Here is a 21,945-nt window from a genome sequence, read left to right as displayed (position 1 = left end):
CTATTTGACCCGGACTTTTCCAGCGCCCATTCTTAAGAATCCGGGTTATGGTCTATGCAGACTGAAGGAATTGACCATATATTAGAAAATCAACCTTAGAATTGAACTGAATTATATATTCAATCTGGCGCTTTGTAACGTTTTTTCTGCAGTCAGCGCTAAAAAAGTCCCTGGCTGCCGAGCAGCCAGGGACTTTTCATAGATGAGGGATGATCAGGTATTGGCAGATACTCTGGCCGTACCTTAGAAATCGGAAGTTGTAATCTCAATCGTACCAAATGCTGCACCGGCACCAGTCAATAGAGCGGCATACAACAGCAAGTCCACTGCCAGGGTAAGACTGTTCACTGCAGGAATTTCGTAAGTGATTAACGGAGCATTGACCCGAGATAAAACGAGTGAAATCGGATTTGCGGAATTGTTATTGACAGTTACTGCTGCGTTAATTCCGCCTGCCAGATTCTCATAATAAGATTTACCTACATTTGGACCGAGATTGAAATATTGGATAGGCAAGACGACAGCCATCTTAATAACCTCCTTCTGTTGTTGGATAGAATATTATATTCAGTGATTCTATAATTGCAGGTGCGAATGTCTTAGAAGATTCACACATTTTAATAGAAATGCCTGAGTGATAGAGGCCAAATATTGCAATTAGGTAAACATCAATTTATATTTGCTCAGCAAAAAAAAGCGAGAAACCGCTGTGCGGTCTCTCGCCTTCTTACTGCCGGAATTCCGGCTGCTGCTTAATTATCGAAGTCTTCGCGCTTAGCCGGACGTGTGCCGGTACCGCTCGGACGGTTGTACGGCTTACGCTCGGAACTGCGGCCGGCATCATCACGGTTGCCTTTGTAGCCGCCGCTGCTGCTGTTGCCGCCATAGCCGCTGCTGTAACCGCCGCGTGTTGTAGCGCCGGCATTGTCACGGTTACCTTTGTAACCGCCGCCGTAGCTTCCGCCTTCACGGTTACCGCGGTATCCGCCGCCGCTTCCGCCGGAACGGTTGCCGCCGTATCCGCCGTTTGGCTTGCGCCCGCTGCGGATGTCGTACTTTCCGCCGCGGCGTTTAGCACGGATCGGATCCTCAGGTGTCAGTTCAACCTGCGCATCCTTGGATTCGCCAGTCAGCAGCTTCATTGCTGCAGACAAAAGCTGTACGGAATCATACTGCTCCAGAAGCTGGATCGCAATACCTTTGTATTCGTTCAGCTGATCTCCGGTTTCAACCATTGCCAGCAGACGTTCTGCTGTAATGCGTTGCTTGCCTTCAATCGCTTCTGCCATTGTTGGCAGCGGCTTGCGGGTGATGCGGTGACGCGTAACGCGCTCAATCAGGTGCAGGTGGTCAATTTCGCGCGGTGTTACGAACGACCAAGCTGTACCTTCTTTACCGGCACGGCCGGTACGGCCGATACGGTGTACATAGCTTTCCGGATCCTGCGGAAGGTCAAAGTTGATTACATGTGTTACACCGGATACGTCGAGTCCGCGTGCAGCTACGTCAGTAGCTACCAGAACGTCAATGCTGCCGTCACGGAATTTGCGCATAACTGCATCACGCTGATTCTGTGAAAGGTCGCCGTGCAGTCCGTCAGCGGAGTATCCGCGTTTCTGCAGGCCTTCAGCAAGCTCGTCAACACGGCGCTTGGTGCGGCCGAATACGATAGCCAGTTCAGGGGATTCCATATCGATCAGGCGGCTCAGGGCCTCAAACTTCTGACGCTCAGGAACTTCAATGTAAGCCTGGTCGATCAGAGGTGCGCTGATCTGCTTAGGAATTACTGATACGTGCTGCGGATTCTTCAGGAACTGCTGAGCAAGACGCTGAATGTTCGGAGGCATAGTGGCCGAGAACAGCATAGTCTGGCGCTCTTCCGGTACAAGCTTGAGGATGCTCTGGATATCTTCCATGAAGCCCATATCCAGCATTTCATCAGCTTCATCCAGTACAATGGTTTGAACATCGTCCAGGCGGATGGTCTTGCGGTTAATGTGATCCAGGAGACGGCCTGGTGTACCGATAATAATCTGGGGTTTTTTCTTCAATCCGCGGATTTGGCGTCCGATGTCTTGTCCGCCGTAGATAGCCAGGGAACGGAGACCCTTGAAGCGGGACAGCTTGCCGATTTCTTCAGCAACCTGAATAGCCAGCTCGCGGGTAGGCGTCATAACAAGCGCCGTGATTTTTTCGTCTTCCCGGGAGATTTTGGAGATAAGAGGAATACCGAAGGCAGCGGTTTTACCGGTACCTGTCTGAGCTTGGCCGATCATATCCGCTCCTGTCAGTGCGATCGGAATCGCCTGCTCCTGAATCGGTGTTGACTCCTCAAATCCTAGCTCTGTGATTGCCTGAAGCACTTTGGGCTCCAGGCCGAATTCTGCGAATGTTTTCAAATTATTCATGCTCCTTCTATACAGTGGACATTCCACATGCTTATCTGTATTCTTAAGTAGCGGTAAACACCTTTATAGGCTGTCCAATCATGCCGTAATCTCTGCATGGGTTTACGCGTATGGGACGAAAAAAATGTCCTTAGATCAGGTCTGGTTAACGGCCTGAACAATTGTAGCTTCACATCCGAAGCAATGCAAAAATACCATTGTAACGTTCTACTCAAGAATATCCTATACATTATATCACAAACCTATTTAGGAATACCAGTGTATTCCTTTCTTTCATTACTTACATTACATGTCAGAGGTGAAACGCTTGTTAAAACTAAGACAAATCGGCAGTTGCCTTGCTGTAATCTTCGGTTCAGCAATGATTGCCTGCGGCTTTAATCTGTTTCTGATCCCGCACAGGCTGCTCAGCGGAGGGGTTTCAGGTCTAGCCATGCTGGTCGGTTACTTTACCCCGTTCAATATCAGCCTGCTGTATCTGCTGTTCAACGTGCCGCTGCTCGTTGCCGGCTGGTTTCAGCTGGGACGGAGATTTATCATTCTCAGCATCCTTTCTGTCGTCTCCACCACCTGGCTCATGGCCTTGATACCTGAAGTTACTGTAGCTTCCGATATGCTGCTGGCGTCCGTATTCGGCGGAGTGCTTGTTGGCGTAGGAGCCGGCATTTCCTTCCGTATGGGCGGATCTTCAGGCGGCTTTGATATTCTCGGTTCCATTATTACCCGTTATCGGGACTTTCCAATCGGCAATATCCTCGTTGGACTTAACGGATTAGTCATTCTGGCCGCCGCCTATTTCGACAATAATTGGAACCTGGCGCTGGCCTCCATGGTTTCCATTTATGTAACCGGCAAGGTAGTCGATCTGATTCACGTCAGCCACATCAAAGTTACCGTATATATTGTAACAACCCGTACCGAAGAGCTGCTTGAGCAGCTCCTTCCGCTTCAGCGCGGCGTAACCAAAATAAAGACCGAAGGCGCTTATTCTCATATCGAACGGGACATGCTAATGACTGTGACCACACGCTATGAGCTGGCTGAGCTGAGACGGATCATCAAAGCCAGCGATCCGCAGGCCTTTGTCAATATTGTGGAAACCGTAGGCGTCATGGGCTCCTTCCGGAGAAGATCCAGCTGAAAGAAAATGCGCGTATTTTAAAATTGTGATATATTAGATTCACGCAGGACCTAATAAATTCATGAGGATTGTGCTTTACCCCTCTTTTTTCCAGGCACTTCGTTTTACGGATGTTCCCTGAATGAACCGTTCAGTACCATTCGAAAAAGGAAAGGGTGACTCTTATGGAAATGGAAACGGTAAAACTGTCAGCAATCGTCATGAGGTGGTATCCCGATATGATGCCGTTTCTCAAGCAGGACGAATTGAATTCTGTAATCGTGCTGCGCGACGGTTTAAGTATTCTGGAACCGGCGGATGCCATGGATATCATCCACTACAGCATTTGTGAGCATCAGAACCCTGCGTATCTTCAATAAGCACGACCGCTTGATGGCAAGTTTTGATTTGTTGCCGCCCGGAGCCAGCAATTGCCGCTCCGGGCGGCATTTACTTTTAATATGGAGGTTTAGAATCGGTACAGTCCGTTTAAAAACTCAAAGGGCGGTAAATATCCTGGCTTTCCAAAATTACACGGATTGTTACAAGTCTGTTCTTTTTGGATGCTGCCGTTCCATTATACTTTAAAGGAATGTACATAAAGGGAGAGAATACACAATGAACATCACCTGGGCATTACTTATGATGGCTCTGGGCAGCGTTGGCGTCCAGTCCGGCGGACATGAATCCGACGTCTCCGCAGCCCTGAAGTCGGCTGTTAATCCACCTGTCACGGTAGAACAGGCCGGTTCCACTTCTTCGAATACACCAGCCGGCAATGCATCACCATCCCCTGCCCCAAGTGCTACACCCGCAGCGGACAGCGCTCTTCATACGGATCCGCAGCCTGATGCACCCAAGGTCAAAGGCATCTACGTCACTGCTTACAGCGCAGGCGGGTCCCGGATGGAGCAGCTCCTCGCTCTCCTTGACAAGACTGAGCTCAATTCGATGGTCATCGACATTAAGGACGACGCCGGATATATCACATATAAGACTGACAATGCCGAGCTGCAGGAAATGGGCACACCCCAGAATTTTATCGGCGATATCAACAAGCTGATGACACGGCTGAAGGAGCATGACGTCTATCCGATCGCCCGTATTGTTGTGTTCAAGGATTCCGTGCTGGCCAAGAAGCATCCGGAGCTGTCCTTCGTCAATGCTGACGGCAGCGTCTGGAAGAACAAAGGCGGCGACAGCTTCGTTAACCCGTATAATGAGAATGTATGGAAATACAATGTGGACATTGCCAAGGAAGCAGTAAAGCTCGGGTTCAAGGAGATCCAATTCGATTATGTCCGCTTCCCCGAGGGCTTTGAAAAACGCGCCGATGCGCTGAAATATACCAAGAGCGACCGGCCCCGCGTCGAAATCATTGCTGATTTCGTCAAATATGCCAAGGCTGAACTTGCCCCGCTCGGCGTCAGAGTATCTGTTGATATCTTCGGTTATGCGGCATCAGTCCCTGCAGCAGAAGGCATCGGCCAGGATTTCGTCAAAATCTCCAAGAATGTCGATGTAATCAGTCCGATGGTATATCCGAGCCATTACTCCACCGGCTGGTTCGATGTTAAAGATCCCGATAAGGATCCATACGCGACAATCAAGGGCTCCATGGTTGACACCCATAAGAAGCTTGACCCGCTGGGCAGCTACAAGCCGGTAATCCGGCCGTGGATTCAGGACTTTACCGCCAGCTGGCTGGGAAGCGGTCATTTCATTAAGTACGGCAAGCAGCAGGTTGAAGATCAGATCCGTGCGCTGAAGGACGAGAACGTGGATGAGTTCCTGCTCTGGAACGCCAATAACCGCTATACCTCAGATGTTGATTACGAGCAATAAGATTTAAGCTATCATATCCATTATATCCGGCTGTTAAGCGGATTCCGGACCCGGCATATGCCGGGTCTTTTCCTGAAAAAAATCTTTAAAAATCTTATCCAGATATGAGGCAGTTATCCATGAAACAAACGCATTCACTCAGACAAAAGGCCGGGCAGTTCTTACATATTCTCTTTCCCATTCTGATTACCCAAATCGCTTTATCGGCCATTACCTTCTTCGACACCAATATGTCCGGCAAATACGGCACGGATGATCTTGCCGGCGTAGCCATCGGCACAAGCCTGTGGATTCCTATCCAGACCGGCCTCAGCGGGATTCTAATGGGTATCACCCCTATCGTATCCCACCTGATCGGCAGCCGGAAAAATAATGATGTAGCTTATCAGGTAACCCAGGGCATCTGGCTTTCACTGCTGATTTCACTGCTTGTGCTGGCCGCAGGCAGCCTTGCTCTGTCCCCGGTACTGAACTTTATGAATCTGGAGCCGCTGGTAAGAGATATCGCCTTCCGTTTTCTCTGCGCCATCTCTGTCGGCATTATCCCCCTGTTCGGGTATACCGTACTGCGCAGCACCATTGATGCCCTTGGACAGACCCGTATTTCGATGCTTATTACCCTTATTGCACTTCCGGTCAATGTCGGCCTGAACTATCTGCTGATCTTCGGGAAGTTCGGCTTCCCTGAGCTGGGCGGCGTAGGGGCGGGTGTTGCCTCGGCAATTACCTATTGGGTTATCTTTGCAGTAGCCCTGCATTTCATTTACCGGTTTGAGCCGTTCAAGAGCCTGCAGCTGTTCCGCAAGTTCTACGGGCTTTCATTAAGCAGTTTCAAGGAACTGCTCAAGATCGGCGTGCCGATCGGCTTCTCCATCTTTTTTGAGACAGCTGTGTTCTCAGCCGTCACCCTGCTGATGAGCCGCTTCGATACCGTAACCATCGCTGCCCATCAGGCAGCCATTAATTTCGCCTCCACCCTGTACATGATTCCGCTGAGCATCTGCATGAGCCTGACCATTCTTGTCGGCTTTGAGAGCGGGTCCGGCCGGCTGAAGGATGCCCGCCAATACAGCATTATGGGTATCGGCTCCGCTGCTGCACTGTCCCTGCTGACTGCACTCGTGCTGCTATTCGCCGGCAATCACGTAGCGGGTCTTTATTCGGATGAGTCCGAGGTGATCGGCCTAATTCAGCATTTCCTGATCTATGCAATCTTCTTCCAGATTTCTGATGCAATAGCCACACCAACCCAAGGTGTGCTCAGAGGCTACAAAGATGTAAACCCGGCCTTCATCATCTGCTTTATTGCATATTGGGTAATCGGTCTTCCGACAGGTTATCTGCTGGCCACCTATACAGACATGGGAGCATACGGCTACTGGATCGGGCTGATCGCCGGTCTCGCCATCGGGGCCATCCTGCTGCTGGGCCGCCTCGTTAAGGTTCAGCGGAATTTTTCCGCCCGGATCCTTGAGCAAAATAACGGCTGACCGCACTCTAGCAAGCAGCCCTGTCCTCCTCCTGACTCCGGGAAGGACAGGGCCGTTTATTCATCTTCTGCATTATGTTTCCGAAATGTAAAAAGCCGCCTATCACTAGGCGGCTTAAAAGGCATATGCTGATGTTATTGGGACAGACGGGAAGCCAGCTCGTACAATTCAGTATCAAAAGCCTTCTTGGTATTTACTACTGTATCAATATCAGTAATAGTCAATTCACCTTTAATGATTCCGCAAGCTTTGGCGGATTCGCCTTCAATCAGCTTACGTACGGCAAAGTCGCCGAGACGGCTTGCCAGGTTCCGATCAGCCGGAGTAGGCGTACCGCCGCGCTGAATGTGGCCCAGCACCGTTACGCGGGCGTCGAGTGAAGCATGGCGGTCTTTGAGCGCCTGGGCTACATCTTCGCCTTTGCCTACACCTTCAGCAACGATTACGATACTGTGGCGTTTGCCTCTGGCGAAGTTGTCCTTCATACGGTCTGCGACTTCATTAAGATCATACGGCATTTCCGGTACGAGAATGGTTTCAGCACCTGAAGCAAGACCGGCGTGCAGAGCAATATCTCCGCAGTGGCGGCCCATAACTTCGACAATGGAAGAACGCTCATGAGAGGACATCGTGTCACGGAGCTTGTTAATGGCATCCACAACAACGCCAACCGCTGTATCAAAGCCAATGGTGTAGTCAGTGAAGGAGATATCGTTGTCAATCGTTCCCGGCAAAGCCATTGTCTTGATACCAAGCTTGCTGAGCTTGTTGGCGCCTTGATAGGAACCATCACCGCCGATAACAACCAGACCGTCGATACCCATTTCATTAAGGATATCCGCACCCTTCTGCTGGCCTTCCGGTTTAATGAACTCCAGACAGCGTGCCGACTGCAGAATCGTACCGCCGCGCTGAATAATGTCGCCTACACTGCGCAGATCCATCGGGAAAATATCACGGTTCAGCAGGCCCTGGTAGCCGCGTTGAATCCCGTACACTTCAATTCCATAAAAGATTGCGCTGCGCACTACCGCGCGGACAGCCGCGTTCATGCCTTGTGAATCTCCACCACTGGTAAGTACTGCGATTTTTTTTACGTTTGACATCCTTTTAGTTCCTCCTTAAATTGTGCGAAGCATGGTTCCCTTAAGCGGAAATTAAGCCCCGCAGCCTTAATACATGTGCTTGCGGATCCAGCGGCTGTTGACGAAAAAGAACAATCTGGTAAGCGGGCTTCTTCTCATCAAGCGCTTGGATACCGAACGAACCTCCCGCTGTTCGCTGACTTTTGGATCGGATAAATAAAGTGCCAGAAGCCCCTCGATAACCATCCGATGCATTGAGTTCTCAGGCAGACTCCGGACATCCTTGCGGGCCCACTCCACGATTGAAGCAATCCGATTCAGCATGGTATCAGTATTGTCGTAATAATTGCAGAAATTGAGGTCACCGCCGGCCCGGTCTTCATCCTGATCAATGAGATAGTCCAGCATAATGTGCAGCCCGCAGACATGCGGAAAGTAAGCAGCGCGGATCGAAGCCGCTTTCGGCTTGTCCAGCCGGGGGTCGCACGCAGACAGAAACAGCATAAACACCCCCAGCGTAGAGCCGGTTGCCGCCGCAAATTCATTCCAATGAAGATGGGGGGCACGCTTGCCTTCCACAGCCCACCATTCCTTCAGGGCATCTTCCCTGAGCTCGGGGCGGATATGCTTGTACACCTGCAGATCTGTATAGAGCACAGCGAGATCATAAATCTCTTCAACAGCTGCAGCATAGCCCGGTAAAAGCGCCGTCATCTCCTGGCACTTGCGGACCAGCCTGTGCAGGTATCCCCCGTCATTCTGCTCGCTGCGCAGCGCATAGTAATTGACGGGTTCGGCATCCGGGCTGATTGCATCCAGCATCGACTGATGCAGCAGCCTGAAATCGGCCGGATCAAGCGAGGTGCTGCGGTCACACAGATTATCCAGATAATCACTGATCGTTTGATAGGCGACAATAAGCGGAATCAGTATATGTCTCATCGACAAATTGCCGGCGGCATAAATTCCGCCGCCTTCACAATGAAACTGTTTGGTTTCAATGCTGGCAAGCGCTTGTTTCCGGAGCTCGGGATCGGGAATCCCTTCTGCATCCTCACGCCAGGAGTGCAGACACTCCCGGACTTCCGGCAGCACGTACTTATAAACCCGGCTCATAAGCCCTATCGGGCCCCGCGGACTTAGGTTACGGCCTTGCTCAAATTCATTCAATGACAGTGCCTCCACATTGTTGTCTCCTTATCCAAATCATCATTATTATAATATGCGGAACGTTTTTGTACAAACAACAAAATCACTTTCGCAAAACCTTGAAATATTCAGAAATCACCACAGTTTAACAAACTTTTAACAAACATCAGGTACAGCCTTTATGCTATACTGAGCGTATTTGATACCCCAAGGAGTGCAAACACATGGAATCAGGACGGACCGGCAGCCAGTACAGCGATCAGAATTGGCTGCGTTCCTTCATCTTCACACTTTTCGGCACCAGTGTACTGGTGGTCTCTTATTTTCCGCTTTTCTACACCCATCTCGGCTTCAGCAGCACGCAGGTGGGACTGCTGTATTCCCTCGGACCGCTGATATCCATCCTGTCCAATCTGTTCTGGAGCATGATGAGCGACCGGCTCGGAACAATCAAAAAAATTATGGCCATTTTGCTGGCAGGACAATTAGTTACCGCTATCTTGCTGGCGAAAGCTACTGATTTTTCAATGGTAATGCTTATAATATCCTTATTCTATTTCTTCTATTACCCTGTTTTCCCTCTGGCGGACACCATGGCGATAAAAGTTGCCCAGCGGCATGGGAGGAACTTTATAGCGATCCGCGTGTTCGGCTCACTCGGTTATTCTTTTTTTGCCCTGACTATAGGGTATGTGCTGAGAGCGCTCGGTTCCTCTTACAGCATTGGCGTATGTATCGTTATTATTATCGCAGCCCTGCTTTTATCCATTGGATTAAAGGATGTCAAACGTTCTCCTGATGCGGACGGTAATACAGGCCCTTCTCCTAAATCTGCTGTAAAGAGCAACGGCCTTAAGGAGATTTTGCTGCAAAAAGAAGTGCTGTGGTTCTTCGGCTGTGTCTTTATTCTGGCCCTCGGTCACCGGATGAATGAAGCTTTTCTGACTCTTAGCCTCAAGAGCATGAACGCCGGCGACGACGTAATCGGCTGGGCGCTGCTCGCATCTGCGCTGAGTGAGATCCCCATCTTCTTTTTGCTCAGTAAATACGGTGAACGGTTCAAGGAGCTGCCGCTGCTCGCTTTTGCCAGTCTCATGTACGGAATGCGCTTTCTGTTCATGTCGCTTGCCGTCCACCCGGGTGCCATCATTGCGATTCAGGCACTGCACAGCATTTCATTCGGCATTTTCTATGTGACAGCGGTCCGCTACATTACAAGAGTGATTCCCGACCATCTCCGGGCAACCGGCCTGGCGCTATTCACCGTAGTCTGGTCCAGTGCTTCCGGTCTGCTCAGCGGAACTTTCGGAGGTCTGATCTACGAGGATGCCGGACGCCGCATTTTCTATCTGGTGGCAACCTTTTTCTCTGTGCTTGCATTCATTGGCTTTTTCACCAAGCATCTGCTGGATATCGGAGGACCTTCACGCGGCCACTTCCGCAAAAGAGTCATTCCCGCAGTACCGCCGGAATCAGAGCCCGCCATCGTACCGCCGCCAGAAGTTCTTCCTTCACAAAAGGCAACACTTTAGACATATCACGGTCCTTGCTGTCCACCAGCGGCGGCAAGGACTTTTATGGCACAAAAAAACACAGTTCCCGAGAGAACTGTGTACTTTGTAAGTTGATGGTTACCACTCTTGCAAGTGCCTGCCATAAATCAAATATATATTGCAGCTGACAGCAAACTGTCCAGCCGTTTCTTATAATTTAACTACGTTTGCTGCTTGAGGACCACGGTTACCGTCAGTGATGTCGAATTCAACCGCTTGGCCTTCATCCAAAGTCTTGAAGCCTTCGCCCTGGATAGCTGAGAAGTGAACGAATACATCTTCGCCGCCTTCTACCTGAAGAAAACCATAACCTTTTTCTGCGTTAAACCATTTTACTGTACCTTTCAAGTGAACAACCTCCTAAAAATACCGCCATATATGGCGTATGCTTACATTATACCCCAACTATTCCTGCAAAGCAATCCACGATTTTCCTATATTACTGAATTCATTTGCTTTTCACTTCCTCGGTGCGTTATCATTGACCCAAAAGCCAAAAATCGCCAGGGTGGTAATGACATGATCAAAAAACACGAAATATACAAAACAGACAAATGGAATATGATGACCGTCGAGGTTCAGGGACGCTACATTATCCTCAGGGAAATTTCCGACCAGTGGGGAGAAGAAACGCATACCTTTATGAGCCGTCCGGCCATGATGGAATGGGTGAACAACCGCTTCAATAAAGAGTCCTATAAAGACAACGAAGAAGAATACAAAAATATTATCGCAGCGTTTAAACAGGTATAGGCTGGTATGAATAACGAAAGTCTGGTTATTTATATCGTTGTGGTCCTCTGCCTCGGAGCCGTTCTTATTATGAGTAAGGACAAACTGCCGCCGCGCCTGAAGCGCGGCATGGCTCTGACTGCAGTCATTCTGATTGCTCTCGCCTTTATCTTCATTATTTATAGCCTGCTGGCATAACTCTTGTTAAGAAGATCATAATCAGAAACTGGCAGGGCATACTAAGCCGACTCTATGATCCAGGAGGCCTAAGTAATGTCCTTTACCGCCAGATCTCTTCGTCTTCTGCTAGCACTGAGCCTGCTGCCGGTCGGCTCCTCAAACGCTGCTGCACAGAACTCTATGCCTGCTACATCCCATCATTTAAGGAGGATTTCCATGGAACAGTTATTGAAGAGAAGTGAAGTGCCTGCCGAGAACCGCTGGAAGCTGGAAGATATGTTTGCATCACAGGAACAGTGGGATAAGGAATACAATGAAGCAAAAGCGCTGATCAAGAAAGCCTCCGCCTTTCAGGGCAAGCTGGATTCGGCAGAAGAGCTCAAAGCCTGCTTTGAGCTGGATGATGAGCTCTCGCAGCTGACAGAGCGGCTCTATGTATACGCGCATATGCGCCAGGATGAGGATACTGCAGCCCCTACTTATCAGGCTCTTACCCAAAAGGCCAAGAAGCTCAGTGTCGAAGCCGGAGAAGCACTGTCTTTTGTAACACCGGAAATCCTGTCCCTGCCGGTAGAAAAGCTGGATCAGTTCATTGCTGACCCTACCCTCTCCGCTTACACCTTTACACTGACTGAGATGAAGCGTGAAAAGGCCCATGTCCTTTCCAAGGCTGAAGAAGCACTGCTGGCCCAGGTAGGAAACATTTCGCAGGCGCCGCAGAATATTTTTGGCATGCTGAACAATGCTGACTTGAAATTCCCCAAGATCAAGAATGAGGAAGGCAAGGAAGTCGAGCTGACTCACGGCAGCTATATTCAGTTCCTGGAAAGCCCGGACCGCGAAGTGCGTAAGAATGCCTTTAAAGCTGTGTATGAAACCTATGCCAAGCAAAAGAACACGATTGCCGCTACACTCAGCGCGAACGTGAACAAGAATGTTTTTTACTCACGGGTACGCAAATATCCGTCTGTACTGGAAATGTCGCTGTACGGCGATAATATTCCGAAGGAAGTATACACTAATCTGATTGACACCATTCACGAAAGCCTGCCGCTAATGCACCGTTACATGAAGCTGCGCCAGAAGCTGCTCGGCGTTGATGAACTACATATGTACGACCTGTTCGCTCCGCTGGTGGACGAATATAAGCTGGATATTACTTTTGAAGAAGCGAAGCAGATCACCAAGGAAGGCCTGAAGCCGCTCGGCGATGATTATCTGAGCGTGCTGCAGGAAGGATACGACAACGGCTGGATCGACATCTACGAGAATGAGAACAAACGCACCGGCGCATACAGCTGGGGGGCTTACGGCACCCACCCTTATGTCCTTCTGAACCATAACGACAACCTTAACAGCATGTTCACACTGGCGCACGAAATGGGCCACGCCCTGCATTCGTACTATTCGGACAATGCGCTGAAATACCGGGATGCACAATATACCATTTTCCTTGCGGAAGTGGCTTCTACCACCAATGAGGCGCTGCTGATGGACTATCTGCTGAACAAGTCGACTGATCCTAAGGAAAAAATGTACCTGCTGACCTACTACGCCGACCAGTTCCGGACCACAGTGTTCCGCCAGACGATGTTCGCTGAATTCGAGAAAATTATTCACCAGCGTGCAGAGGAAGGAGAATCATTGACTCCGCAGGATCTGTCGGCCATCTACTACGATCTTAATGTGAAGTATTACGGCGCGGATATGGTTGTAGATAAAGACATTGAGATGGAGTGGGCGCGGATTCCGCATTTCTACAACAGCTTCTACGTTTACAAATATGCTACAGGCTTCTCGGCAGCAACCAGCTTCTCCAAGCAAATCCTGGAGGAAGGCAAGCCGGCAGTAGACCGTTACCTCGGCTTCCTGAAAAGCGGGGGAAGCGATTATTCCATCAACATTCTGGCCAAGGCCGGTGTCGATATGTCCTCTCCGGAGCCGATCCGCGAAGCAATGAGTGTATTCGAGAGTGTTATCGAGCAGATGGAGCAATTGACCAAATAAAGCCTGAACAAGCCGCTTAATTCTGCTGTAATCCCTTGCCCTCTGCGGGCAGGGGATTTATATTGTCATACTCGTCCATGGGGGGTAAAAAAGATTATGAAATTTCAATGGTCGCTTATTCTCGGTCTGATTTTCGCACTGATTACAGCTGTGTTTGCAGTCATTAATGTCGATCCGGTTCAGGTTAATTTCGGCTTCGATCAGATCAGCATTCCGCTGATTCTCGTCATACTGGGCTGTGCCCTGATCGGCGGCATTATCGTCGGTTCCTACGGGATTTTCCGCCAGTACAAGCTGCAGAAACAGATCAAGGCGCTTAATGCAGAGTTGTCCAAGCTGCGCGATGCGGATCATTCGCTTGACTCCATGCCGCCGCTGCCGGATGAGACTGTCTGATTACCTGTTACCACCATATCCTAAATGATGATTGGAGGATTTTAACCCATGCTTACAATTCAGCCTAATGAAGACTACATTCTATCCCTGCTCAAAAAATTGCTCGACACCCCGAGCCCCAGCGGCTTTACCGCAGAAGTCATGCGGGTGGTGGCAGAGGAAGCCGCAGCTCTGAACGTTCCGCTCAGCTGGAATGAAAAAGGCGGCGTCATCCTCACCGTACCGGGACTCGACCCTTCCCGCACCATCGGCATCAGCGCCCATGTGGACACGCTTGGCGCCATGGTCCGCTCGATCAAGCCAAACGGAACGCTGCGTCTGACCTCTGTCGGCGGCTTTACAATGAACAGCATTGAAAATGAATATTGCGTCATTCATACCCGCAGCGGCCTGACTTACACCGGAACGATTCTGACCAGCCACCCTTCTGTGCATGTCTACGCCGATGCACGTGATTTCAAGCGTGCCGAAGAAAATATGGAGGTCCGGATCGACGAGCTGGTGTCGACCAAAGACGATGTGCTTAAGCTCGGCATTGCTGTCGGGGACTTCATTTCCTTTGATGCGCGGGCGGTTATTACACCAAGCGGGTACATCAAATCGCGCCATCTGGACGACAAAGCCAGCGTAGCCGCCCTGTTCGGACTGCTGGAAAGCATTAAGCGCGAAGGCTGGAAGCCGCTGCACAACCTCGCCCTGCTGATCTCCAACTATGAGGAGGTCGGCCACGGCACGGCCTGGATTCCGGGTGACATCAGCGAATTTATCGCAGTAGACATGGGCGCCATGGGCGATGACCTCAGCTGTAAGGAAACGGATGTCTCCATTTGCGCCAAGGATTCCTCCGGACCTTATGACTACGCGATGACAGGGCGCCTGATTGAGCTGGCGAACAGCCTGGCTATCCCCTTTGCGGTAGACATCTATCCGCAATACGGCTCAGACGCTTCGGCTGCACTGCGCGGCGGCAACAATATCCGCGGCGCGCTGATCGGCCCGGGCGTTCATGCTTCCCACTCCATGGAGCGCACGCACAAGCAGGCTGTCCTGAACACAGCCAAGCTGCTGGCTGCCTATGTCGGCACCAACTGAACCAGCAGACCGTAAATGGCGGAAGCTGTGGCAGCGCAGACGCTGGCAGCTTGGCTCTACCCTGCTGGTGCTGCTGATTCTGGCTGTGGCGGCTCTGCTCAATAAGCCGGACAAGCAGCCGCAGGAGGTTTTCAGCGGGCTCCCGCATAGCTATGAGTATCTCGAAGCGGAGAGCCTGGGAAAGGTGCGCCTGCATATGCTGGCTGTGGCTCCAGAGGATGTTATCCTGCGGACAGCCAACCTGCCGCTGCGCCAGATTGCCGCCTACGGCATCAACGGCGGCTTCTTCTACGGCACAGACCTTCTGTCTGTGGCAATCATGAATGATGTCCCTGTTAACGGGGACAAGGGAGCCTACGGCTCCGGCTGGTTCAATGCCAAGTATGCCCGCGGCACGCTGATCTGGGACGGCGCTGCCGGCACGCTATCGGTCCAGACCGTCTCCTCCGGGGATGAGCTGGCTGTCACAGACCGCAGCCGCTACTGGGCCCAGGGCGGAATCAGCATGAACCTGCAGCAGGAGGAGCTGTGGAAGGCCGCAAGCACGGCCGAGCATCTGCCCTTTGCTGAGGAGCAGCGCATGCGCTCGGGGCTTGTCTACAACAGGGACGGGAAGCTGTGGCTGATCGTCACACCTACGCTCTGTACGGCCGAGGAGTTCCGCCTGGCTGTGCTGGACGCCGTTCCCGGTGAAGGCCGGGAAGGCATCTTCCTCGACGGCGACGGCTCCTCGCAGCTGAACGCCGATGAGGCTGTGCTGACCGGCGATTCCCGTCCGGTCGTGCAGATGATCGCGGTGGCGGGCGGGGAATAGCGGTGTGAGATAGAGAATTTGTAAAATGCAGGATCGGACAGCATGGCTGCAGGTCCTGCATTTTTTTGCCTTCAAATATGGAGTATTTAGTGAACCATACTTACGCTTGTGTAACGTAACATTGAAGGAAGCCTTCGTGTTTTTTCAAATTATGGTGATACAATGCCGTCTTATTGATTAGGTGGATTTTCGCCGTCTATTTCCACCGTTTCTGGCGATTTCTAATGTTTAGTTATCAAATCGACACTTAATTTTGTCCAAAACCCCCTTTTGGGGGTAAAACAACAATATTAAGTTACCTTTTTCCACCTAAACTTCTCTTACCTGCCGCGTATCCAAAGAATAGTTGGCATTTTTCCACCTTAGTTAGGTCTTTGGCAACCCGCTGAAGCCTTCCTAATCATACGTCTTAATACGTCGAAACCATCCTACAACATTGTTCAATTCTGAAGCAGTGTAATGAAGTTCACGAACAGTGTGATTGATTTGTCCTTAGCAGGACAATGGACTTTTGGTGGCTGCCGCTGCCTTTAGCAGGACCTGCCAAACCGGATATTTCCGGACAGCAAAAACAAGCTGAATTCCGGGTGCTCCAGTCTCAGCTTGTTCTTTGGATTGCCAACGAAAGGTTAAGGCCATATCTTATCCAGTTTGTCTGCATAAAAAGAAATAGCCTTGCGGTATTCTTGTATGCCTGAATTAACAGAGGTATCAGCTAGCAGCTTCAGCAAGATCCCCATACCTGCGCTATGCTCCCCCAGGTTATACAGCGCCATTGCCAGGAAAGCCGGGAACTCTGCCCGCTCAGGATACTCCTCGGCTCCCTGATGAAGCACGGTCCTGGCACGCTGATATTCACCTAATGTCCGGTATGTGCTTCCCAGGCCAAGTAACGCGCCTGCCCGCTGCTCCGGCGGCAGTCCTGCGGCAAGACTTTGCTCGTAATAAGGAACCGCCTCCCGCTCAAGCCCCAGCACATCATGCGTCCAGGCCAGCTGGTACAGCAATTCGGCATCCGTATCAGCGCCGGCATCCCTGCTGTTTGCTGCAAGTAAATCCAGCAGAAGTACCCTTGCCTCTTCTGCCCGACCGGCCTCCCGCAAGGCTATGGCCTCCTGCATCCTGGTATCCATAATTGTTGCCTCCTGATCTGCAAAGTGCTGCATGCACCGGAATTTTATTTGCCGGCAATCCGCTCTGCCAGCTCGTTGAGATACGTCCAGCGCTCCATCAGACGCTCCAGCTCCGCCTCACCCTGCTTCTGCTGTTCAACCAGCTCCTGCAGTGTTGCTGAATCGGCGAAAGCCGCCTCCATCTTCGCAGAAAGCTCAGCCAGATGCTGCTCGGCCTGCTCTATCATCTCGTCGATGGTCTCGTATTCCTTCTGCTCCTTGAAGGTGAACTTAACCTTTTCCCTCGCCGGAGGTGCAGCTGCAGCAGCGGGTTCCTGGACTGCGCTTTTCTTGGCTGCCCCGTCGTTGCCGGCAGATACATTCTTGGCCAGCCATTCCTCATATTCGGTATAATCGCCGACATGCAGCCGGATGGTCCCATTCTCGAACGCGATCAGCTTATCAATGGTGCGGTCGAGGAAATAGCGGTCATGAGATACCGTGAAGACTACTCCCGGGAATTCATCCAGATAATCTTCGAGGATCGCCAAAGTGCCGATGTCCAGATCATTTGTCGGCTCATCCAGCAGCAGCACATTGGGGGCACCCATGAGAACACGCAGCAGGTACAGCCGTCTTTTTTCGCCGCCGGACAGCTTGGCTATCGGTGTCCACTGCATTGCAGGCGGGAACAGGAAGCGTTCCAGCATCTGTCCGGCTGTAATGACGCTGCCGTCAGCCGTGCGGACGATTTCCGCTTCTTCTTTTACATATTCAATGACACGCATCGTATCATCCATATCCTGATGCTCCTGGGTGAAATAGCCCAGCTTGACCGTTGCCCCCAGCTGTACCTCGCCGCTGTCCGGCTGCAGCTTCCCGGCAATCAGGTTAAGCAGCGTCGATTTGCCGCTGCCGTTCGGGCCGACAATCCCGACCCGGTCCTGCGGAACGGCAATATAGGTCAGGTCCTTGATCAGGGTCCGGCCGTCCATCGCCTTGGTCAGATCCTTCATTTCAATAATCTTGCGCCCCAGCCGTGTCGAGGCCACCGAAATATCCATAGAACCGGCGGAACTGCCGCCTACACTGTCCTTCAGCTTCTCGAACCGGTCGATTCTCGCTTTCTGCTTCGTCGTGCGCGCCTTGGCTCCGCGGCGGATCCAGGCCAGCTCGGTTCGCAGCAGATTTTTGCGCTTCTGCTCCTCAGACGCTTCACGCTCCTCGCGTTCAGCTTTCAGCTCCAGAAACCGCGAATAGTTGGCTTCATAGCGGAACAGGCGGCCTCCATCCAGCTCGAGCATTACACTGGCTACCCGCTCCAGGAAGTAGCGGTCATGCGTAATCATCAGCAGCGCACCGCGGCGCTTCTGCAGATACTGCTCCAGCCAGGCTACCGAGTCGGTATCAATATGGTTGGTAGGCTCATCCAGAATCAGCAGCTCTGACGGGGTAATCAGGGCAGCAGCAAGTGCTACACGCTTGCGCTGTCCGCCGGACAGCGTGCCCATCTGTGCGTCAAACCGGGTAATCCCCAGCTTGGTCAGCACGGTTTTGGCTTCACTCTCCAGATGCCAGATGCCGGCGGCGTCTATTTTCTGGCCGACCCGGACCATGGCCGCTTCCAGAGCGGCATTTCCGGGGTCTTTTTCAAGACCGGAAAGAAGCTCCATATATTCACGCATCGTCTGCAGATCCGGGTCATCGCCTGCAAACACCTGCTGCAGGACGGTATTGTCCGGCTCATAGGGCGGATTCTGGGCCAGATACTGGACACGTACATTATTGCCGATGGCAATCTGCCCTTCATCTGCGGTATCAAGACCTGCGATTATTTTCAAAAAGGTTGATTTTCCGGTTCCGTTCACACCGATAACACCGATCTTGTCCCGCTCATCCATGCCGAACGAGGCATCCTGGAACAGCACCTTCTCCCCGTAGCTTTTGGAGAGATGCTCTACTGTCATAATATTCATGCTCTGTCCTCACTTGCCTTATAGTTTAATAGCAGTTTACGCTTCGTCTTAATCCCGTTCTGGTGCGGTCTGTTCCTGGCGGCTGCCGAGTGCACCGTGGATAAACAGGCCTGCAGCAAATTCAGCCCGTTTGCGTGCATCCGCTTCTGTGAAGCCGGGACGCAGCATGATGTCCATTTTGAGTCTGTCGAGCGTGCCGATATAGGACTCAGCCAGCAGCTCCGGCTCGGCAGCACCGCTGTCCTGCATCACTCTCATAACTGCCCGCATGTATTCTTCCATAAACTGCGTCATGTAAGCTACCAGCTCGGAATGATTATTAGGGGCCCGGAAGAAGAGCTTCGTGTGCTGCTTGCGCTCATAATAGTACATCAAATGATGCCCGGCAATCACCGTAAGCTGTTCCTGCAGGCTGCCGCATGCCTTGAGCTTCACATCCAGCTGCTCGAGGAATCCTTCGCAATCACGGCGAGTGACAGCGAGAAACAGCTCTTCCTTGCTTTTAAAATACAGATAGACCGTCCCTTTGGCGATACCCGCCTTCTCAGCTACTTCTGACATCTTCGTCTCGTAAAAGCCCCCTGAACCGAAAAGTTCATAAGCGGCATCCAGAATGGCTGTATGCTTGTGACTTACTGAGCTGCTCAACCAGTTCACCTCCACATCTTAATCTCTGTACCCCTTGAGGAGCATTCTGCCGGCTCTTTGTCAGAGCAGGCTGACCAGCAGGGCGGCAGCGCCGCCGGCCAGTGTGCTGAGCGCGTTGACGGCATCATTGTTCATCCAGCGCCAGCCTCTGGCGTGCACAGTAGGCCGGCCGCAGTGCCGCGAGGCTTCTACTTCGCGGCCGCATTCGGTGCAGCGGTTCATCCGCTGCACCGTTGCCCCGAGGAGCGAGTCGGAGAACGCGCCGGCGAGCCCGCCCAGGAGGCCTGCCAGCGTCAGCAGCAGGAAGGAGCGCTCCTCCATGCCGGAGACCGCCCGCAGCAGCCAGGAGGCTGCGCCGATCAGGGCTCCGCCGGCTGCGGCGGCAAGCGTGCCCGGCTGCGAGACGCCGCCCGAGGTGCCGGCCGGCACCACCCTGCCGGTCAGCACGGACCGCGGCGGCCGCCCGGCCAGCGTGCCGATCTCTGTTGCCCAGGTATCCGATGTAACAGTAGCCATAACGCCGATAAACAGCAGCTCCCACAGCTCCAGAGGATACACTGCGTTCAACAGAACCAGCAGCATCCCCATCCCGCCGTTGGCAAACACCTGCCCGGCATCCCTCGTTCCCGTTTTGTCATAGGTCAGCTCAAGCTCCGCCTTGTTCTCATGGTGAAGCTTCGAAAGCAGGCTGGAGGAGATGAAAAAAATCAGCAGAATTCCAAACCAGAACGCATTGCCCGCCCCGAAATAAACGGTCCCCATAACAAAGGCTGCGATCATCCCTGAGAAGCTGAGTGACCGTTTGCGGTAAGCCGCGCCAGCCACCAGCATAGCGCCGAGGGCGCCAATGATCCAAGACACCATTTCCTGCCAGCTCCTTTATCCGATGATGCAGGTGCCAAGCAGCCGCTCGCCCCAGAACAGCTCGAAGGAATCTCCGGAAACAACGGGGCCGACCCCTGCCGGTGTCCCTGTGAAGATCAGATCATTTTTGCCGAGCCCGTACCGGGACGCTATAAATTCAACAATCTTCTGCAGCGAGAAAATCATATCCCTCACATTGCCGCGCTGTACCTCTACCCCGTTTTTACGCACAGTAAAGTCAGTAGCCTCCAGCTCCTCCTGTTCAGGCAGGGCGATGTACGGCGTCAGCGGGGCAGCGTTTTTGAAGCCTTTTGCCGCTGTCCAGGGCAGCCCCTTCTTCTTCAGGTCCTCCTGTACATCACGCAGCGTGAAGTCCAGGCCAAGCGCCATAACATCCACCAGCTCCTCCACACTCATCCCGGGAACATAATCACGGGCAATGCGCAGAACCAGTTCACCTTCATAATGGATCTGGCCGGCGTTCTGAGGGAGATGGATAATGGCTTTATCCAGAGGCACGGCAGCATGGGAAGGCTTTAGAAAAATCAGCGGCTCCGCAGGAACTTTGTTTCCCAGCTCCTCCGCGTGTAATCTGTAGTTCCGTCCAACGCAATATACATTATTAATATCAGCGCACATTATAGCTTCAGCTCTTTTCCCGTTAAATTTGAATTCTGTTCAGGCTTTCAGAAAAGTGTCGCCCCAGACGTCCGGACGGTTCGTACAGATCATAATCTCCGAATGCATCTCGGCCAGGCGGTGCATTTCCTTGGCTTTATCCACAGTCCATGCCATCATTTTAATCCCCCGCTCGGCAAGCAGACGGGCCAGCCCCGGGCTTAACCTGGCAAAGCTGATCGACAGAAAGGAGCAGTCCAGCTCCTTCACCTTGCGCGCCGGGTCACCCAGCCGTGAATCGAAAATCAATCCGGTGTGGAAGCGGGGATCCTGCTCTTTAATCCGTTTCAGGACTCCGGCATCGAACGAGGTCAGAACGACCTCATCCCGCATGCCTTTGGAGGAGACGAGGTCGATAACCGCCTTTTCCAGACCGGGGTACATATCGCCGCTTGTCTTCAGTTCAATGTTCAGCTTCAGCCTGCCGGACGCCAGGTCAAGCACTTCTTCCAGTGAGGGCACCTTTTCTCCGCGAAAAGCACGCCCCTTCCAGCTTCCCGCATCCAGACGACGCATCGGCTCAAAATCCATATTCTTTACCTTGCCGTGCCCGTTGGTCGTCCGGTCCAGCGTGAAGTCGTGAATGACGACCGGCACTCCGTCCCTGGTCAGCTGCACATCGATTTCCATCCAGCTGACAAAAGGCAGCGCGAGCGCCATGCGTACGGCTGCTAATGTATTCTCCGGTGCTTTGCCGGAAAACCCGCGATGGGCTACACATATGTTTTGCATAAGTATTTATCCCTCCAGCAGATGTAGTCTGAACCAGTCACCGGAAAAGGTTCCGTCAGGCCGG

At 52.1% G+C, this 21,945-nt stretch carries 21 protein-coding genes; 10 read left to right on the top strand and 11 right to left on the bottom strand.

What is annotated here, in order from left to right; genetic code table 11:
• Window positions 1–243: 243 nt before the first annotated feature.
• On the bottom strand, window positions 244–528 hold the full coding sequence (locus tag BLR64_RS00440) for a hypothetical protein (RefSeq protein WP_090711125.1): 285 nt from the start codon (window positions 526–528) through the stop codon (window positions 244–246).
• Window positions 529–752: 224 nt separating this feature from the next.
• The gene (cshA, locus tag BLR64_RS00435) at window positions 753–2,399 is read right to left on the bottom strand and encodes a degradosome RNA helicase CshA (RefSeq protein ID WP_090711123.1); all 1,647 of its coding nucleotides are present in this window, start codon (window positions 2,397–2,399) and stop codon (window positions 753–755) included.
• Window positions 2,400–2,715: 316 nt separating this feature from the next.
• Here cshA and BLR64_RS00430 point away from each other — a divergent pair, with 316 nt between their 5' ends.
• The 4 genes from BLR64_RS00430 to BLR64_RS00415 all read left to right on the top strand — a co-directional run bounded on the left by BLR64_RS00430 (window position 2,716) and on the right by BLR64_RS00415 (window position 6,863).
• Window positions 2,716–3,549, top strand: a complete 834-nt coding sequence (locus tag BLR64_RS00430; RefSeq protein ID WP_260509746.1) for a YitT family protein — start codon at window positions 2,716–2,718, stop codon at window positions 3,547–3,549.
• A gap of 164 nt (window positions 3,550–3,713) precedes the next feature.
• Window positions 3,714–3,908 carry a hypothetical protein gene (locus BLR64_RS00425; protein WP_068727877.1) on the top strand — a complete coding sequence of 65 codons (195 nt, stop codon included), beginning with the start codon at window positions 3,714–3,716 and terminating at the stop codon, window positions 3,906–3,908.
• A gap of 238 nt (window positions 3,909–4,146) precedes the next feature.
• Window positions 4,147–5,373 (top strand): putative glycoside hydrolase, encoded by a 1,227-nt coding sequence (locus tag BLR64_RS00420; RefSeq protein WP_244157563.1) that lies wholly within the window; start codon window positions 4,147–4,149, stop codon window positions 5,371–5,373.
• Window positions 5,374–5,492: 119 nt separating this feature from the next.
• On the top strand, window positions 5,493–6,863 hold the full coding sequence (locus BLR64_RS00415; protein ID WP_090711119.1) for an MATE family efflux transporter: 1,371 nt from the start codon (window positions 5,493–5,495) through the stop codon (window positions 6,861–6,863).
• 134 nt (window positions 6,864–6,997) lie between these two features.
• On the opposite strand, the gene pfkA is transcribed toward BLR64_RS00415, so the two are convergent.
• Window positions 6,998–7,969: a 6-phosphofructokinase gene (gene pfkA / locus BLR64_RS00410; RefSeq protein WP_068727881.1), complete on the bottom strand. Its 972-nt coding sequence runs from the start codon at window positions 7,967–7,969 to the stop codon at window positions 6,998–7,000.
• A gap of 66 nt (window positions 7,970–8,035) precedes the next feature.
• A complete protein-coding gene (locus BLR64_RS00405) occupies window positions 8,036–9,118 on the bottom strand; it encodes a tetraprenyl-beta-curcumene synthase family protein (protein WP_167360561.1) in 1,083 nt (360 codons plus the stop codon).
• Window positions 9,119–9,321: 203 nt separating this feature from the next.
• Here BLR64_RS00405 and BLR64_RS00400 point away from each other — a divergent pair, with 203 nt between their 5' ends.
• A complete protein-coding gene (locus BLR64_RS00400; RefSeq protein ID WP_090711117.1) occupies window positions 9,322–10,629 on the top strand; it encodes an MFS transporter in 1,308 nt (435 codons plus the stop codon).
• Between the two features lie 171 nt (window positions 10,630–10,800).
• On the opposite strand, the gene BLR64_RS00395 is transcribed toward BLR64_RS00400, so the two are convergent.
• Window positions 10,801–10,998: a cold shock domain-containing protein gene (locus tag BLR64_RS00395; protein ID WP_039836470.1), complete on the bottom strand. Its 198-nt coding sequence runs from the start codon at window positions 10,996–10,998 to the stop codon at window positions 10,801–10,803.
• A 171-nt stretch (window positions 10,999–11,169) separates the two neighbouring features.
• Here BLR64_RS00395 and BLR64_RS00390 point away from each other — a divergent pair, with 171 nt between their 5' ends.
• The 5 genes from BLR64_RS00390 (at window position 11,170) to BLR64_RS00370 (ending at window position 15,871) form a co-directional block, all read left to right on the top strand.
• Entirely contained in the window at window positions 11,170–11,403 is a 234-nt protein-coding gene (locus tag BLR64_RS00390; RefSeq protein WP_039872008.1) for a hypothetical protein, read from the top strand.
• Between the two features lie 375 nt (window positions 11,404–11,778).
• A complete protein-coding gene (gene pepF, locus BLR64_RS00385; protein WP_090711116.1) occupies window positions 11,779–13,569 on the top strand; it encodes an oligoendopeptidase F in 1,791 nt (596 codons plus the stop codon).
• A 96-nt stretch (window positions 13,570–13,665) separates the two neighbouring features.
• Complete coding sequence (locus tag BLR64_RS00380; protein ID WP_090711114.1) at window positions 13,666–13,965, top strand: LapA family protein; 300 nt, start codon at window positions 13,666–13,668, stop codon at window positions 13,963–13,965.
• Window positions 13,966–14,013: 48 nt separating this feature from the next.
• The gene (locus BLR64_RS00375; protein WP_090711113.1) at window positions 14,014–15,057 is read left to right on the top strand and encodes a M42 family metallopeptidase; all 1,044 of its coding nucleotides are present in this window, start codon (window positions 14,014–14,016) and stop codon (window positions 15,055–15,057) included.
• Window positions 15,041–15,871 carry a hypothetical protein gene (locus BLR64_RS00370; protein WP_090711111.1) on the top strand — a complete coding sequence of 277 codons (831 nt, stop codon included), beginning with the start codon at window positions 15,041–15,043 and terminating at the stop codon, window positions 15,869–15,871. The genes BLR64_RS00375 and BLR64_RS00370 overlap by 17 nt, the downstream gene beginning before the upstream one ends.
• Window positions 15,872–16,500: 629 nt before the next feature.
• Here BLR64_RS00370 and BLR64_RS00365 read toward each other — a convergent pair.
• From BLR64_RS00365 to BLR64_RS00340, 6 genes are read right to left on the bottom strand one after another with little or no spacing between them, the layout of a single operon-like run.
• Window positions 16,501–17,004, bottom strand: a complete 504-nt coding sequence (locus BLR64_RS00365) for a tetratricopeptide repeat protein (protein WP_090711109.1) — start codon at window positions 17,002–17,004, stop codon at window positions 16,501–16,503.
• 44 nt (window positions 17,005–17,048) lie between these two features.
• Window positions 17,049–18,959: an ABC-F family ATP-binding cassette domain-containing protein gene (locus BLR64_RS00360; protein ID WP_090711107.1), complete on the bottom strand. Its 1,911-nt coding sequence runs from the start codon at window positions 18,957–18,959 to the stop codon at window positions 17,049–17,051.
• A 48-nt stretch (window positions 18,960–19,007) separates the two neighbouring features.
• Window positions 19,008–19,607 carry a TetR/AcrR family transcriptional regulator gene (locus BLR64_RS00355; protein WP_090711104.1) on the bottom strand — a complete coding sequence of 200 codons (600 nt, stop codon included), beginning with the start codon at window positions 19,605–19,607 and terminating at the stop codon, window positions 19,008–19,010.
• Between the two features lie 60 nt (window positions 19,608–19,667).
• On the bottom strand, window positions 19,668–20,468 hold the full coding sequence (locus tag BLR64_RS00350) for a DUF92 domain-containing protein (protein WP_090711529.1): 801 nt from the start codon (window positions 20,466–20,468) through the stop codon (window positions 19,668–19,670).
• A gap of 18 nt (window positions 20,469–20,486) precedes the next feature.
• Window positions 20,487–21,110 (bottom strand): fumarylacetoacetate hydrolase family protein, encoded by a 624-nt coding sequence (locus BLR64_RS00345; RefSeq protein WP_090711102.1) that lies wholly within the window; start codon window positions 21,108–21,110, stop codon window positions 20,487–20,489.
• Window positions 21,111–21,149: 39 nt separating this feature from the next.
• Window positions 21,150–21,881 carry a glycerophosphodiester phosphodiesterase gene (locus BLR64_RS00340; RefSeq protein WP_090711100.1) on the bottom strand — a complete coding sequence of 244 codons (732 nt, stop codon included), beginning with the start codon at window positions 21,879–21,881 and terminating at the stop codon, window positions 21,150–21,152.
• Between the last annotated feature and the right edge of the window lie 64 nt (window positions 21,882–21,945).

Source organism: Paenibacillus typhae, from assembly GCF_900099765.1.
Lineage (GTDB): Bacteria > Bacillota > Bacilli > Paenibacillales > Paenibacillaceae > Paenibacillus_AQ > Paenibacillus_AQ typhae.
Note: the sequence above shows the minus strand (reverse complement) of the source record. Positions and strands in the feature narration are given on the sequence as shown.

Bases quoted from the DNA above. Each gene is read 5' to 3' on its own strand.
- BLR64_RS00440 (WP_090711125.1), bottom strand. From the start codon at position 528: ATGGCTGTCGTCTTGCCTATCCAATATTTCAATCTCGGTCCAAATGTA.
- BLR64_RS00425 (WP_068727877.1), top strand. From the start codon at position 3,714: ATGGAAATGGAAACGGTAAAACTGTCAGCAATCGTCATGAGGTGGTAT.
- BLR64_RS00420 (WP_244157563.1), top strand. From the start codon at position 4,147: ATGAACATCACCTGGGCATTACTTATGATGGCTCTGGGCAGCGTTGGC.
- BLR64_RS00415 (WP_090711119.1), top strand. From the start codon at position 5,493: ATGAAACAAACGCATTCACTCAGACAAAAGGCCGGGCAGTTCTTACAT.
- pfkA (WP_068727881.1), bottom strand. From the start codon at position 7,969: ATGTCAAACGTAAAAAAAATCGCAGTACTTACCAGTGGTGGAGATTCA.
- BLR64_RS00400 (WP_090711117.1), top strand. From the start codon at position 9,322: ATGGAATCAGGACGGACCGGCAGCCAGTACAGCGATCAGAATTGGCTG.
- BLR64_RS00390 (WP_039872008.1), top strand. From the start codon at position 11,170: ATGATCAAAAAACACGAAATATACAAAACAGACAAATGGAATATGATG.
- pepF (WP_090711116.1), top strand. From the start codon at position 11,779: ATGGAACAGTTATTGAAGAGAAGTGAAGTGCCTGCCGAGAACCGCTGG.
- BLR64_RS00380 (WP_090711114.1), top strand. From the start codon at position 13,666: ATGAAATTTCAATGGTCGCTTATTCTCGGTCTGATTTTCGCACTGATT.
- BLR64_RS00375 (WP_090711113.1), top strand. From the start codon at position 14,014: ATGCTTACAATTCAGCCTAATGAAGACTACATTCTATCCCTGCTCAAA.
- BLR64_RS00370 (WP_090711111.1), top strand. From the start codon at position 15,041: ATGTCGGCACCAACTGAACCAGCAGACCGTAAATGGCGGAAGCTGTGG.
- BLR64_RS00365 (WP_090711109.1), bottom strand. From the start codon at position 17,004: ATGGATACCAGGATGCAGGAGGCCATAGCCTTGCGGGAGGCCGGTCGG.
- BLR64_RS00360 (WP_090711107.1), bottom strand. From the start codon at position 18,959: ATGAATATTATGACAGTAGAGCATCTCTCCAAAAGCTACGGGGAGAAG.
- BLR64_RS00345 (WP_090711102.1), bottom strand. From the start codon at position 21,110: ATGTGCGCTGATATTAATAATGTATATTGCGTTGGACGGAACTACAGA.
- BLR64_RS00340 (WP_090711100.1), bottom strand. From the start codon at position 21,881: ATGCAAAACATATGTGTAGCCCATCGCGGGTTTTCCGGCAAAGCACCG.